The organism is Salinisphaera sp. SPP-AMP-43 (assembly GCF_049568105.1).
In the GTDB taxonomy this organism is placed as follows: Bacteria; Pseudomonadota; Gammaproteobacteria; order Nevskiales; family Salinisphaeraceae; genus Salinisphaera.
In genome coordinates this window covers 3,837,501-3,851,508 of the sequence record NZ_CP145335.1, presented here as the reverse complement: position 1 = coordinate 3,851,508, position 14,008 = coordinate 3,837,501, and the positions used below count along the sequence as shown (strand labels likewise).

The window sequence follows — 14,008 nt, the reverse complement described above, 5'->3', positions numbered from 1 at the left end:
CCAGACAAGGAGAGGTCGTGGCCGAGGATCTGAGCCGCTATCTGAATACCGCCATGCAGGCTGCCCGCGCGGCCGAGGCGGTGATCAATCGCTATTACCACGGTGAGTTCGAGGTCGAGCGCAAGGCCGATGCCTCACCAGTGACCATTGCCGATATCGAATGCGAACGCGTGATCAAGGAAGTGCTGTCCGAAGCCTTTCCGGATCACGGCTTCTACGGCGAGGAACTCGGTCGGGAATCGATCGATGCCGACTATGTCTGGTTGATCGATCCAATCGACGGGACCAAGAGTTTCGTACGCGGCTATCCGTTTTTCTCGACCCAGATCGCGCTCATGCACAAAGGTGAGCTGGTGGTCGGTGTCTCCAATGCGCCGGCCTTCGGCGGCGGTGAGATGGCCACGGCCGCGCGCGGTCAGGGCGCGTTTCTGAACGGCGAGCCGATTCGGGTCTCCGAGGTCGAGGACATCGCCGAGGCGAGTCTCTCGATGGGCAATATCGGCGCGCTCGGCGCTTCACCGGCCTGGCCGAAGATCGGCGAGTTGGTCGGCGATGTGCATCGCATCCGCGGCTACGGCGATTTCTATCACTATCATCTGCTGGCCAGCGGGGCGATCGACGCGATTATCGAATCGGACCTCAATATTCTGGATATCGCGGCCTTGACCGTAATCGTGCGCGAGGCGGGCGGCGATATCACCGAACTCGGCGGCGGCCCAATCGATCTGGAATCGCGTACCGCGATGGCGACCAACGGCCGCCTGCGCGCCCAGCTGACTCGCTATCTGAGCGACTGGGACGAAGCCCGCCACGCGCCGCGTGACGACTGAGCCGGTTGGACTGGCCTGATAGGGGCGCCGGCGATCAGGCGATCGCCGGCATGGATTCGCCGCGGAAGCTGATGATCGGCCAACCGGCTGCCTGGGCAGCCGCGGCCAGGGTTGGATCCGGATCGACCGCGAACGGCTGGTCGGACCAGCGCAGCAGTGGCAGATCGTTGTGCGAGTCCGAGTAAAAGGTTACCGCGTTGTAGGCGCGCTCCTGGACCGCAACGAATTCTCGGGCGCGCACGATCTTGCCGTCGCGATAACAGGGCGTGCCGGCGATCGCGCCGGTATAGGCGCCGTCCACGATTTCGGGATCGGTCGCGATCAGATGTTCGATGCCCAAGAGTTCGGCGATCGGGGCGGTCACGAACCGATTGGTCGCGGTGATGATCGCGACTGTGTCGCCGCGCTGCTGATGAAAATCGACCACCGCACGGGCATGGGGCGCGACGACCGGTGCGATGCGTTCGGCAACGAAGCGCTGCCGCAGCTGTTCCATGCGCGCCGGCTGTTCGATCAAGGGCGCGAGCACGAAGCGTTGGTAAGCATGGATATCCAGCGCGCCAGCGTCGTACTGTGCTTTGAAGTGGTCGTTCGCCTGCGCATAGGTCGCCGGGTCCACGATAGCCTCATCCACCAGAAAACGGCCCCATTCGTAGTCGCTGTCGCTGGCCAGTAGGGTATTGTCGAGATCGAAAAAAGTCAGTCGCACGTGATCGGGCCGGGTTATGTTGTAAGCGGTAAACGTCATGATGGTGCCTGAGGAAGTCGATAAAAAGACAAAAAGGCTGTGCACTAGATGATTGAATGCGTCCAAAAGAGCCGATATCGGGTTCAGCACATGTTTTTTCGTTTTTTGCGAATGTATGAAAGAATCAAATAGGTAGTTTTACCGAGGGTATTCACGTGATTGATGCACAAGGATTCCGAGCGAACGTCGGCATCATCTTGAGCAATCAGCAGGGCAAGGTCTTTTGGGCGAAACGCATCGGCCAACAGTCCTGGCAATTCCCTCAAGGGGGCATACGACAGGGAGAGGATGCCCGGACCGCGCTGTACCGCGAGCTCGAGGAAGAGGTCGGGCTGCGGCCGGAGCATGTCGAAATCATCGGCGCGACCCGCAACTGGCTGCGGTATCGTCTCCCCAAGCGCTATATCCGGCGCCATCGGCAGCCGCTATGTATTGGCCAGAAACAGAAATGGTTCATGCTGCAGCTGGTCGCCCCAGAGACCTGCGTGCGCTTCGATGCGACCGCCAAGCCGGAATTCGACGGCTATCGCTGGGTGGACTATTGGGACCCGGTCGACGAGGTCGTGTTCTTCAAGCGCCAGGTCTACCGCAAGGCGCTGGATGAGCTGGCCTGCTGTTTGAACGATACGGCCTAGAAAGCGCTGACGGCCGCTGCAGAACGCATATAAGGCGGTCTGGGGTAGGAGACAACGAACCTTGCGCGGCGACGCAAGCACTGCCCTGCTGGATCGCTGAGAACGAGCCGGCTCCGGGACGCCTGCGGGCGTAGGGCAAGGAATCGTGGCCCCGGGCTGCAGCTCCGTACGATCCGATCGGCTCGGCCTTAACGCAGCGCGTGTTGCCCACCGCCGCAAACTTGGTAGGGCCTCAGGCGGCCGCCGTTCCGGTGGCTGGTGCAAGGCGCGACTACGAATTTTTCACCAGGCCGCCAGCGCGGCGCCAGGCTCGGTCCCCAACGACTCACGCCAACCAAGGCGCTGTCTTGAAAGCGCATGGCGTTCTGGGTACAGACGCCGATGCAGCGCATCAGGAATAATTTCCGACAGCAGTTGACAATCATTCTCATTAGCGTTGTACTGCGTCTCGGAGGTTATGCCCATGTATGTCTGCGTCTGCAATGCGGTTACCGACTGCCAGATCCGCGAAGCCTACTGCGAAGGGGCTTGCAGCATGCGTCAGCTGCGCCAGAAGCTGGGTGTGGCCGGCTGCTGCGGCCGCTGCGCGCCCTGTGCCAAGGATGTGCTGTCGCAATGTCGGCTAGAGTCGGAACGGGTCGAAATGGCGGCCGAGGTAGCCGAGCCGGCGCTGTCCGTGGCTGCGACCGGCTAACGCCGACTTGTAGCGCTTACGTTTGGTGATTCTGGATTGTGCGTTGCCCACGCCTCGGCTAGGCTTGGCGTGAATTCAGGCCGATACAGGGTGTGCAATGAAAGGCGACGCAACGGTTGTTAAATATCTGCAGGAAGCGCTTAAGCTTGAGTTGACGGCGATCAACCAGTATTTCCTGCATGCGCGCATGTACGAAGACATGGGTTTCTTCGAACTCGGCAAGCACGAGTACAACGAATCCATCGAGGAAATGCAGCATGCGGATCGCTTTATCAAGCGCATCCTGTTCCTCAACGGGCTGCCCAATCTTCAGGATCTCGGTAAGCTGCGCATCGGTGAAAAGCCGCAGGAAATGCTCGAGTGCGACTTGGCGGCGGAATACGAAGGCCATGCCCACTACAAGGAAGCTATCAAGGTCTGCGAGGACGCTGGCGACTATGCGACCCGCGATCTGTTCGTGGATATCCTCGCCGACGAAGAAGAGCATATCGATTACATCGAAACCCAGCTCGATCTGATCAAGAGCATGGGCGAAGCCAACTATCTGCAATCGCAGACCGGCCCCGATATCAACCAGACGCCAGACGACGGCGAATAGCGCCGATCGCGCGCCGTGGCCAGAGCCCGCCCCGAGAGTGATCGGGGTGGGCTTTTTTATGCCTGGGAATAGATCGGGTGCCTGCGGGCTGGATCTTCGCCCGAGTCGCCTCGGGCGCAAGATCAAAACGCGCCCTGCCGCGTGGCAGTGCTTGGGCGTCGTTGCTCTTCGGCGTAGAGCGGCGGGGCGTGCTGGTCTTATCCGCGCGTATGGCTTGGCCGCCCAAGCGCTGGTTTCGCGCCAAGCACTAACACGCCTTAGAACGGTTTGACGAACACCAGGATCATGAGGGCAATCAGCAGCACCGTGGGTACTTGGCTCATCAGGCGGTAATAGCCGATCGAGCCGGTTGCCCGGTTTTCGCGGAATTTTTTGACCTGGACCTGGCACCAGCCGTGGAAGCCGATCAACAGGAGCACCAGGGTGAGCTTGGCATGAAACCAGCCGTTGGCTGCCAGCCAGCCGCTGCCCAGCATCACTAGCAGCCACAGCCCGAACACGATGGTGCCCAGCGCCGCGATCGACATGGTCTTCGATAGCCGAGACGCCATCATAGCCAAGCGTTTATGTTCAGCCTGGTCCTGTGCTTCGGCATGGTAGGCGAACAGGCGCGGCAGACAGAGCAGGCCGGCGAACCAAGCCACCATGAAGATCACATGGAAGGCTTTGACCCATAGAAACATCCGGGACTCCTTTTTGATCCGGGGAAATGGCGATCATCGCTCAGGGTCGACGTCGCCATTGTAGCGATCGAGGCCAGGGTCCGGGCGAATGGCGCGTTCAGCGGCGATAGGTGGCAGCCACCACGTCGGGGGTGAGAATGCCGTAGGGCGTGGGCCGGCGTCCGCTCAGCGAGGCCGACCGTTGCACGACCAGAACTTCGGCCTCGGTGTTTTCGAACTGATCATAGGCTTCTTGCAGGCTGGCCCGAACATCGATCGGATAGGCATCGGCCCGGTGGGCCGGAATATCCATGAGATCGATTTCGTTCTCGGCATCCTCGTCTTCACCGTCGGCGAACACACGCCGGAGTTCGTCGGGTCGCATGAGTTGGGCACGGCCGGTTCCGGGCCGGATCAGCAGCCAGTCGATGCCGGCCTCCAGTGCCTTACGGACCTCGGCGCGTGTGGTCACGGCATCGAGCACCCGGAAGCGCCGGTTCATGGTCGACAGCACACTGGCCCGACGCAGATATTGCGAGACCGGGTCGTTGCGATAGTCCAGCCCGCGTCGACGCAACAGCAGCCGGAAAATCGAATCTGAGACTGCGATCCGACGCGAGACCACGAGGGCTGCGATGATCACCAGCATGCCGGGTAGCACCATATCGGTCTGGCCGGAGAATTCGAGAACCGCGACCAAGGCCGACAGGGGAGCCTGCAGCACGGCCGCCATCATCGCGCCCAGGCCGAGCAAGGCATATAGCCCGGGGCCGCTGATCGCGATCGGCAAGAAGGTCGCGGCCAGCGTGCCGACCGCACTACCCAGCGTGGCGCCGGTCACGAACATCGGCAGGATTACCCCGCCGGGCATAGTCGCGGCGACCGCGAACAGGGTGGCCACGAGCTTGGCCATGCCGATGCCGAGAGCGAAAAGCGCATCGAAATCGCCAGCCAGCGCGCGATTCACGGTCTCGAAGCCGAGCCCGAGGATCTGCGGGAACTGGATTGCCAACACCCCGGTGACCAACCCCGCCAGGGCCATACGCAGACTGACGCGAATGCGCGACAGTATCGGCACGAACCAGCCCACCAGGCGGGTGAAGCTGCCGCCGAGCAGCCCGAGCGCCAGCCCCATCGCGGTCATGACCGGCAGTTCGACGACGTTGAACTGTTCGGCGGCCCCGGTCAGGTGCGGATGCACATTGGGTAGGTCGAGGGTCACCAGCGAACCGGTCACCGCCGCTAGGATGATCGGTGCGAAGCCGGCGATGGTGTATTCCATCATCACCACTTCCATGGCGAATACTACGGCCGCCAGGGGGGTGTTGAACGAGGCCGCGATACCGGCCGCCGTGCCACAGCCGACCAGGGTGCGTACGCTGTTGTTCGGCAGCGCCAGCCGGCGGGCCAGCCAGCTGCCGGTGAAGGCGCCTGCATGCACCGCCGTGCCTTCCCGGCCCACCGATTGACCGCTGGCGATCGAGATCGCGGAGGCCGCAAAATCTACTACGGCAGCGCGCAGTGGCAGCTGCCCCTGGTAATACATCAGGCGCTCGATGACGTGCACGATGCCGTTTTCCAGTGCCTTGAACCGCCATTCCACCAACAGCCCAAGCAGGAGCGCGCCGAGCACCGGCACCGCCAGCCGGAACAATACCGCGGCATCGCTGAAGATGGTTTCGTTATCGCCAAACAGCGCAAACAGCGGCAGCCGTAACGCCTGAATGGCCCCGTACAGGCCGAGAATGGCGAGCCCGGCCAGGCCGCCGGTGATCGCGCCCATCAGGCACAGCAGCCCCAGCCCCGGCGTGTTTTCGACATCCGCCAGCTGGCTGCGCCAATGCTCGACGCGCCGCAGCCAAAAGCGGCTAAGCCGTCGGCGCCAGTGCACGTATCGAAACAGGAGCGACATGGTCGGAGTTCGCGTCTTTCACTATGGCTTGGGTGCGGGTGTAGTATGCGGCTACATTTTCTTCGGTAACAGCGATCTTCCATGGCAAGCGCGCATAAAATCGGTTTGGTAGGCGGTACCGGCTACGCCGGAGCCGAGCTGCTGCGGCTGCTGGCTGCGCATCCGGATGCCGAGATCGCGGCCGTGACTTCGCGTAGTGCGGTCGGCACCCCGGTGGCCGAAGCCTATCCGCAGCTGCGCGGCGTGCTGGATCTGGAGTTCGCTGCCCCCGATCACGAGCTGTTGGCCGCCTGCGACGTGGTGTTCTTCGCCACGCCGCATGCCGCGGCCATGCACGATGTGCCGGATCTGTTGGCCGCCGGGGTACGCGTCGTCGATCTGTCGGCCGATTTCCGGCTGACCGATGTCGAGCTCTGGTCGCGCTGGTACAACACCGAGCATGCCGCCCCGGAACTGATCGAGCGCGCGGTCTACGGCCTGCCCGAACTCGGGCGCCGACAGGCGATCGCGGGCGCCGATCTAGTGGCCTGTCCGGGCTGTTATCCCACGGCCGTATTGCTCGGTTTCAAGCCCTTGATCGATGCCGGTTTGGTCGACATCGACCGGCTGATTGCCGATGCCAAGACCGGGGTCTCGGGCGCGGGCAAGAATCTCAAGCCTGGTTTTCTGTTCGCTGAGATGAATGAATCGTTCAAGGCCTACGGCGTCGGCGGTCATCGTCATTTGCCCGAGATCCAGCAGCTGCTTCAGGAAATGGCCGGCGGCGCGGTCGGATTGACCTTCGTGCCGCATCTAGTGCCGATGATTCGTGGTATTCATGCCACGCTCTATGCCACGCTGACCGGCGAGGCCGATCTGCAGGCCCTGTTCGACGCTGCCTATGCCGACGAGCCTTTCGTCGACGTGCTCGGCCCGGGGGGCACGCCCGAGACGCGCCATGTGCGCGCCACCAATATGTGCCGGCTGGCCGTGCATCGCCCGGCTGACGGCGACCAGGCGGTTGTGCTTTCGACCATTGATAACCTGGTCAAAGGTGCGGCCGGCCAGGCCGTGCAATGTTTTAATCTGATGATTGGCGCGCCCGAAACTCGCGCGCTGACTAATACCGCGCCGGTGCCCTAAAATAAGGTTCCGGCCCTTGAAAACCCGCGTATCGCAACGATGTCGTATGATGTTTACGCGGGTTCGAAACGGAAACGCTTATGAGTACTGCGACCGACACGATCGAACAAGAAGCCGACCAGCAGCAGGCTGCGCTGGTCTTTACCGATGCTGCAGCCAGCAAGGTTCGAGAATTGCTGGAAGACGAAAACAATGACGAGCTCAAGCTGCGGGTGTTCGTCTCTGGTGGTGGCTGTTCGGGGTTCCAGTACGGTTTCACCTTCGACGAGAACGTCGAGGACGGCGATACCCTGATCGAAAAACAGGGCGTGACCTTGTTGGTGGATCCGATGAGTGTGCTCTATCTGATGGGCGCCGAGATCGATTTCTCGGATGGGCTCGAGGGCGCGCAGTTCGTGATCCGCAATCCAAACGCCACCACGACCTGCGGCTGCGGTAACTCGTTCGCGGTATAAGGTTAAGGCAGCCGGTCGCCCCGCCGGGGGCGGCTTGGCGACCGGCCCCGTAGGATGAACGACAAAGGCGACGGCTTCGCCCGGCCGAATCCCATGCGCCGGGCAATGCCGTTAGTAAGCCGTAATCGAAGTGCGACAACGCACTATGATTGCGACGATTCGTTCCCGGTATCAGGCGATACGTGCCCTTCGCTTTTGCGGATGGCCCGGCCGTGGTGGATACGCCACGAACTGATAAGGCCCGGAGTTCGTTCAACAAAGCCTGGGACGCTGGCCATGCTCATATCCCCAATCGGCCGAGCGCCCCTAGGCAATAACAGCCGGCTTGGCCTTCTGAGTCTTTAGGCGTCCGCAGCGTCCGACGGTAGCGGCGCGGCATGCCAGGCGCCGAGCACGGCCAAGCCCCGGGCACCCGTCACTCCTGGTGCATTGCCGGGTTGACCCAGAACCCGCTGGCGCGCCAGCCAAGCAAAGGCCAGGGCTTCGATCCAGTCCGGATCCAAGCCCAGCATGCCTGTGGTTTCGACCGGTCGCGGCCCGGCCCATGCGGCAATCCGCTCGACCAGATAGCGGTTGTGCACACCGCCGCCGCATAGATATAGCGCTTCCTGGCCTGGGCCGAATCGCTCGATGGCATCGATGATCGTCGCGGCCGTAAGCTCGCAGAGTGTGGCCTGAACATCGGCTGGGTCCGGCGCGTGGGGGAGTGCTTCGAGGTGACGATCCAGCCAGTCGAGCCCGAAATATTCACGGCCGGTGCTTTTGGGCGGCGGGCGCTGGAAATACGCCTCCGAAGCCAGGGCTTCGAACAAGGCATCGTCGATCGTACCGGAGGCCGCCCAGGCGCCGGCGGCATCATGGCTGCGCCCGTGTATCCGTTGAATCCAGGCGTCCATCAAGCCGTTGCCCGGCCCGGTATCGAAGCCTCGGATGGCGGTGGTATCGCTGGCTGCCTGGTGGGGCAGCAACGTGATATTGGCAATACCGCCGATGTTCACGGCTACGCGATGGGTGTCAGCGTCGGCAAACAGCGCGGCATGAAAAGCACAGACCAAGGGGGCGCCTTGGCCCCCGAGCGCAATATCGGCGTTGCGAAAATCTGCCACCACTGAGCAGCCGGTTTCAGCCGCGATCCGCGGTGCGGCGCCGATCTGGAGGCTGAACGGACGAGTATCGTCCGGCGCATGCCAGATTGTCTGGCCATGGCTGCCGATCGCGGCGATGCGATCGGCGCTCAATGCCGCCTTGTCGATGACCGCGTTGGCAGCTTCGGCGAACCACGAGCCGACCGCTTGATCGAGGCGGCCGTATTCTAGAAGCGTTAGCCGTTGCCCGGCCCCGGACAGGCCCAGAAGTGCGTCGCGAAGTCCGGTCGGGGGCGGATGACTATGCGTGGCCAGGATTTCGGGCCGGCCCTGGGCGGAATCGAAACGAGCGACGATCGCGTCTACGGCGTCCACGCTCGTGCCCGACATCAGCCCGATATAGCAGTCGCGCTGATCGGGCATCAGGGCGAGTCGGCTGCAGATGCCATGCGAAGTTTCCCAGCGCCAGTCATGTCGTCTAGACGTGCCAGCAGGTCGGCATGCCGGGATTTGAAAGCGACCAGTTCGCGGCCCTGTAGCGGCGGCGCGCCGGGCAGGGACACGGTCTGCGGATTGCGCGGCTTGCCGTCGACTCGAAATTCATAGTGCAGATGCGGCCCGGTCGCCAAACCGGTCATGCCGACATAGCCGATGACCTGGCCTTGTTTGACGCGGCTACCGACGTGCAGATTCCGCGCGAAACGCGACATATGCGCGAACCGCATGCTGATGTCGCGATCGTGGCGGATGATCACCACGTTGCCGTAGCCGCCGCGACGGCCGCGGAACGTGATCGTGCCGTCGCCGGTAGCATGGATCGGCGTACCGGAAGCCGCGGCATAATCGGTGCCTTCGTGACGACGGATACGATGCAGGATCGGATGCTTGCGGTTGAGGTTGAACGGTGAGCTGATGTGCGTGTAGTGCACCGGCGAGCGCACGAAAGCCTGGCGCAACGGCCGTCCGTCTGGGCGATAGTATTCGCTGTGGCCGTCGCGGTCGGTATCGCGCAGCGCACGAATGACGCGGCCATTATTGATCAGGGCCGCTGCGAGAATGGGGCCGTTCCCCATCTTCTTGTCGTCGTGGTAGAGCTCGTCATAGACCACCATGAAACGATCGCCGGACTGGATGTCGCGATCGAAATTCACGTTGCGAGAAAAGATATGGTGGATAGCCGTGACTTGGCGATCGGTCAGCCCGGCTTTCATGGCATCGCGATAGAAGCTGCTGTGAATCACACCGCTTGCATAGCTGCGTCGATGTTCGGCGCGCTGTTCGGCCAGCGCCCCGGTGAGCCCGTGTTCGCCACGACGAACGGTCAAATGGTGCAGTGGATCGACGTCGTATTGCAGCTGCTCGATACGGCCGGACTGGTCGGCCTTGACCTTCAACACGTCACCGGCCTTCAGCCCGCGCGTGAAGTAGCGGCCGAGCTTGGGCAAATGGGCGATACGCAGCGAATCCATATACGACAGGCCATGACGAGCGAAGGCCAGCGACAAGGTATCGCCATCCTGAATGACCACCTGCTGCCAGCCGGGCTCGCCGGGGCTGGCGGTCAGGCGCTGTGCGGGTGAAAAAGCCAGTTCCTGCAAGCCGGCCGGCTTTGGGGCTGGGGTGCCAGGTTTGGGAGCCACGAAATTGGCCGGTAGGGCACGGGCCGGCGGCCGCGAGGCCGAGGCAGTAGTCACCCGATCAGGCGTGTTGGTTCGGTCGGGTTGTGGGGCGTTCGGAGCGGTCGCGACCCAGGCCAGTACAGCGGCCGCTGGAATCAAGCCCAAAGGCGCCCAGCGGCGCCAGGTCGGTGATTTCTGCGGTCGTATATCGCGCAGCCACAGATAATCCCGCTCGACGAGTTTGCCCATAGAGTTTCAATCGCAGTAAATGATGCACATGGCGATCGACGGGCATGCCCCAGTACCCCCAGCCCTCGATCACGACTTAAAAAACCACAAACACGGGCGCTTAGCAACTCCCGCCCAGTGTGTCTAGCGCTTCGCATTGCGCCTTGTGGCCTGTCGGGCGTCGGCCGTATATGCATTGCATACGATGGCCGACCGGCGCCTGGGGCCTATTACGGCCGGGCGGGGGATTTTTTTAGGGCGGTCGTATCGGTCAGTGTGCTAGACGCCAGTACCTTGGAAGTGTCGATGGCATCGTGAGCCAGACCGTAGTGTTCGTATGTGCCTAGGTAGGGGCGTGCTGTTTCGGTTGTAGCGTCAGCCGGTAGCCAGCCACCGGGCGTCAAGGACAGCGCCCTATATCTGTAGCGATTGTGGTCTCGGCGCCTGTCGGTGTGTACGGCGCTTTCGGGGGCCAGAGCCAGTGCTGCAGAAATCTGCCGGGATCGTGTGGCTTGGCTTCGATGCCCACGGTAGCGTCGGGCCTTGTAAACAGGCTGGGGCAGCGATCATATGGGCCTCGCGCGAAACCGCAACAGGCCCTAGACTGACGCGCCAAGCGATACGAGACACGGAGCAGGCATTGACGAGCCAAGACTGGGCCGAAATTGTCCGCGGTGCGGACGAAATCATTCCGGAAGCGGATTTCCGCGAGCGTTTCGAAAACGCCAGCGCCCGAGGCGAGCGGCTGGTGATCAAGGCCGGCTTCGACCCGACCGCGCCGGATCTGCACCTCGGGCACACCGTGTTGCTCAACAAGCTGCGCTGGTTCCAGGACATGGGCCACGACGTCGTCTTTCTGATCGGTGATTTCACCGGCATGATCGGTGACCCGACCGGGAAGAACGTTACCCGCAAGCCGCTCACCGAAGAAGAGGTGGCAGCCAATGCCCGGACCTACGAGGCCCAGATCTATCGGATCCTGGATGCGGATCGGACCCGTGTGGTGTTCAACTCGAGCTGGCTGAACGAGTTCTCTGGCGCTGACATGATCAAGCTGGCGGCCCAGCACACCGTGGCTCGCATGCTTGAGCGTGATGATTTTCACAAGCGCTATACCTCGAACCAGCCGATCGCGATCCACGAATTTCTGTATCCGTTGCTACAAGGCTACGATTCGGTGGCCTTGAATGCCGATCTCGAACTGGGCGGCACCGACCAGAAGTTCAACCTGTTAATGGGCCGTCATTTGCAGCATGTCTATGGCCAAACGCCCCAGGCGGTTTTGACCATGCCGTTGCTCGAAGGATTAGACGGCGTGAACAAGATGTCGAAATCGCTGGGCAACTATGTCGCCATCGACGAGGCACCGAACGATCAGTACGGCAAACTGATGTCGATTTCCGACGAACTAATGTGGCGTTATTTCGAGCTGCTGTCGTTCGAACCGGCCGATACAATCGCAGCCTATCGACGCGAAGTGGCCGACGGCGCGAATCCCCGGGACTACAAGTACAAGCTCGCCGGCGAGATCGTGGCTCGTTTTCACGGTGAACAGGCGGCCCGGGAAGCTCATGAAGCCTTCGTGTCGCGTTTCAGTCAGGGCATCGTGCCCGAAGACCTGCCCGAGACGTCGGTGGCTGCCGATGCCGACGGGCTGCAGATGGCGGCCTTGCTGGTGGCCGCCGGGCTGACCAAGAGCAACGGCGAGGGTATGCGCCTCATCAAGCAAGGGGCGGTACGCCTTGATGGCGAGCCGATCAAGGATGCCCGTCATACCGTTTATCCCGGTGAAGAGCACCTGCTCCAGGTAGGAAAACGCAGAATCGCGCGGGTGCGGCTCCAGTCGAGCAGCTAAGGCCGGCTCGAAACGCCCGTCATACGGGCGTTTCGAGCGGATTGCAGAACTATTTCGAAAAAAGTGTTGACCGTGGGTTAGAGATGTCTAGAATACGCATCTCTCGCAACGCAGTGAGCCAACAAAACGGCCTTTCGAGGTGCTTGGTGAGCTGGTTGTCTTGAAGTGAAAGCGGGAACGATTTCGGTTGTTTCCTGATTCGTTTCAAGGGCCACAAAGCGATTTAAGGTTGTTGCCTTCGATTGTTTTTGTGGTAGACTGCAGGGCCGCGCTAAGCGGTACAGCAGTCAGCCAACAACGGCTTCGAAATAATTCGAAAAAAGTTGTTGACTCCTTGGCGAATCAGCGTAGAATATGCGCTCTCGCAACAAGGCAAACGCTACAACGCATTACACGTTATAGCGCTTGAGCCGATCTTTAACAACATGTAAGTGACTTGTGTGGGTGCTCCTTTGGGGTGGCATTAAGCCATTACCCAAGAGCATCCGAAAGCAAAAAGCTTGAGGATGACTCTTCGCACGATTGGATCAATCGTGCACCAGTTAGAAGTATTTAAACTGGAGAGTTTGATCCTGGCTCAGATTGAACGCTGGCGGCAGGCCTAACACATGCAAGTCGAGCGGCAGCAGCACCAAGTTCGCTTGGTGGCTGGCGAGCGGCGGACGGGTGAGTAATGCGTAGAAATCTGCCCTTTAGTGGAGGATAACCCGGGGAAACTCGGACTAATACTGCATAATCTCTACGGAGCAAAGCGGGGCTCTTCAACCCTCGCGCTAAAGGATGAGTCTACGTCTGATTAGCTTGTTGGTGCGGTAACGGCGTACCAAGGCGACGATCAGTAGCTGGTCTGAGAGGATGATCAGCCACACCGGGACTGAGACACGGCCCGGACTCCTACGGGAGGCAGCAGTGGGGAATATTGGACAATGGGCGAAAGCCTGATCCAGCCATGCCGCGTGTGTGAAGAAGGCCTTAGGGTTGTAAAGCACTTTAAGCAGGAAAGAAAAGCGCCGGATTAATAGTCCGAGCGTGTTGACGGTACCTGCAGAATAAGCACCGGCTAACTCCGTGCCAGCAGCCGCGGTAATACGGAGGGTGCAAGCGTTAATCGGAATTACTGGGCGTAAAGCGAGTGCAGGCGGTTGCGTGTGTCGGATGTGAAAGCCCCGGGCTCAACCTGGGAATGGCATTCGAAACTGCGTGACTAGAATATGGTAGAGGAAGACGGAATTCCACGTGTAGCGGTGAAATGCGTAGATATGTGGAGGAACACCAATGGCGAAGGCAGTCTTCTGGGCCAATATTGACGCTGAGGCTCGAAAGCGTGGGTAGCAAACAGGATTAGATACCCTGGTAGTCCACGCCGTAAACGATGAGAACTAGACGTTGGCCGACGTAGTCGGTCAGTGTCGCAGCAAACGCGTTAAGTTCTCCGCCTGGGGAGTACGGCCGCAAGGTTGAAACTCAAAGGAATTGACGGGGGCCCGCACAAGCGGTGGAGCATGTGGTTTAATTCGATGCAACGCGAAGAACCTTACCTGCCCTTGACATCCTGTGAACCTTCC

At 61.1% G+C, this 14,008-nt stretch carries 12 protein-coding genes and 1 rRNA gene (1 of these 13 running past the window's edge); 8 read left to right on the top strand and 5 right to left on the bottom strand.

Annotated features, from left to right (window positions below):
• Positions 1 to 41 precede the first annotated feature (41 nt).
• Positions 42 to 830, top strand: a complete 789-nt coding sequence (locus V5738_RS16650) for an inositol monophosphatase family protein (RefSeq protein WP_423824199.1) — start codon at positions 42 to 44, stop codon at positions 828 to 830.
• Positions 831 to 864: 34 nt separating this feature from the next.
• On the opposite strand, the gene V5738_RS16645 is transcribed toward V5738_RS16650, so the two are convergent.
• Positions 865 to 1,539: an HAD family hydrolase gene (locus tag V5738_RS16645; protein WP_423824198.1), complete on the bottom strand. Its 675-nt coding sequence runs from the start codon at positions 1,537 to 1,539 to the stop codon at positions 865 to 867.
• Between the two features lie 194 nt (positions 1,540 to 1,733).
• Here V5738_RS16645 and V5738_RS16640 point away from each other — a divergent pair, with 194 nt between their 5' ends.
• The 3 genes from V5738_RS16640 to bfr all read left to right on the top strand — a co-directional run bounded on the left by V5738_RS16640 (position 1,734) and on the right by bfr (position 3,505).
• Positions 1,734 to 2,213 carry an RNA pyrophosphohydrolase gene (locus V5738_RS16640; RefSeq protein ID WP_423821928.1) on the top strand — a complete coding sequence of 160 codons (480 nt, stop codon included), beginning with the start codon at positions 1,734 to 1,736 and terminating at the stop codon, positions 2,211 to 2,213.
• Positions 2,214 to 2,676: 463 nt separating this feature from the next.
• Entirely contained in the window at positions 2,677 to 2,907 is a 231-nt protein-coding gene (locus V5738_RS16635) for a (2Fe-2S)-binding protein (RefSeq protein WP_423821927.1), read from the top strand.
• 97 nt (positions 2,908 to 3,004) lie between these two features.
• Positions 3,005 to 3,505 (top strand): bacterioferritin, encoded by a 501-nt coding sequence (gene bfr, locus V5738_RS16630; protein ID WP_423821926.1) that lies wholly within the window; start codon positions 3,005 to 3,007, stop codon positions 3,503 to 3,505.
• 257 nt (positions 3,506 to 3,762) lie between these two features.
• On the opposite strand, the gene V5738_RS16625 is transcribed toward bfr, so the two are convergent.
• Entirely contained in the window at positions 3,763 to 4,188 is a 426-nt protein-coding gene (locus V5738_RS16625) for a CopD family protein (RefSeq protein WP_423821925.1), read from the bottom strand.
• Positions 4,189 to 4,285: 97 nt separating this feature from the next.
• Positions 4,286 to 6,079 carry a chloride channel protein gene (locus tag V5738_RS16620; protein ID WP_423821924.1) on the bottom strand — a complete coding sequence of 598 codons (1,794 nt, stop codon included), beginning with the start codon at positions 6,077 to 6,079 and terminating at the stop codon, positions 4,286 to 4,288.
• Positions 6,080 to 6,160: 81 nt separating this feature from the next.
• Between V5738_RS16620 and argC the strand changes: the two genes are divergently transcribed.
• A complete protein-coding gene (gene argC, locus V5738_RS16615) occupies positions 6,161 to 7,201 on the top strand; it encodes an N-acetyl-gamma-glutamyl-phosphate reductase (RefSeq protein WP_423821923.1) in 1,041 nt (346 codons plus the stop codon).
• Positions 7,202 to 7,281: 80 nt separating this feature from the next.
• On the top strand, positions 7,282 to 7,656 hold the full coding sequence (gene erpA / locus V5738_RS16610) for an iron-sulfur cluster insertion protein ErpA (RefSeq protein WP_423821922.1): 375 nt from the start codon (positions 7,282 to 7,284) through the stop codon (positions 7,654 to 7,656).
• A gap of 341 nt (positions 7,657 to 7,997) precedes the next feature.
• On the opposite strand, the gene V5738_RS16605 is transcribed toward erpA, so the two are convergent.
• Complete coding sequence (locus V5738_RS16605; protein ID WP_423821921.1) at positions 7,998 to 9,164, bottom strand: anhydro-N-acetylmuramic acid kinase; 1,167 nt, start codon at positions 9,162 to 9,164, stop codon at positions 7,998 to 8,000.
• Positions 9,164 to 10,609 carry a peptidoglycan DD-metalloendopeptidase family protein gene (locus V5738_RS16600; protein WP_423821920.1) on the bottom strand — a complete coding sequence of 482 codons (1,446 nt, stop codon included), beginning with the start codon at positions 10,607 to 10,609 and terminating at the stop codon, positions 9,164 to 9,166. The genes V5738_RS16605 and V5738_RS16600 overlap by 1 nt, the downstream gene beginning before the upstream one ends.
• Positions 10,610 to 11,228: 619 nt before the next feature.
• Here V5738_RS16600 and tyrS point away from each other — a divergent pair.
• Positions 11,229 to 12,443, top strand: a complete 1,215-nt coding sequence (gene tyrS, locus V5738_RS16595; protein WP_423821919.1) for a tyrosine--tRNA ligase — start codon at positions 11,229 to 11,231, stop codon at positions 12,441 to 12,443.
• A 554-nt stretch (positions 12,444 to 12,997) separates the two neighbouring features.
• Positions 12,998 to 14,008: ribosomal RNA gene (locus tag V5738_RS16590) — 16S ribosomal RNA — on the top strand (it continues 533 nt past the right edge of the window).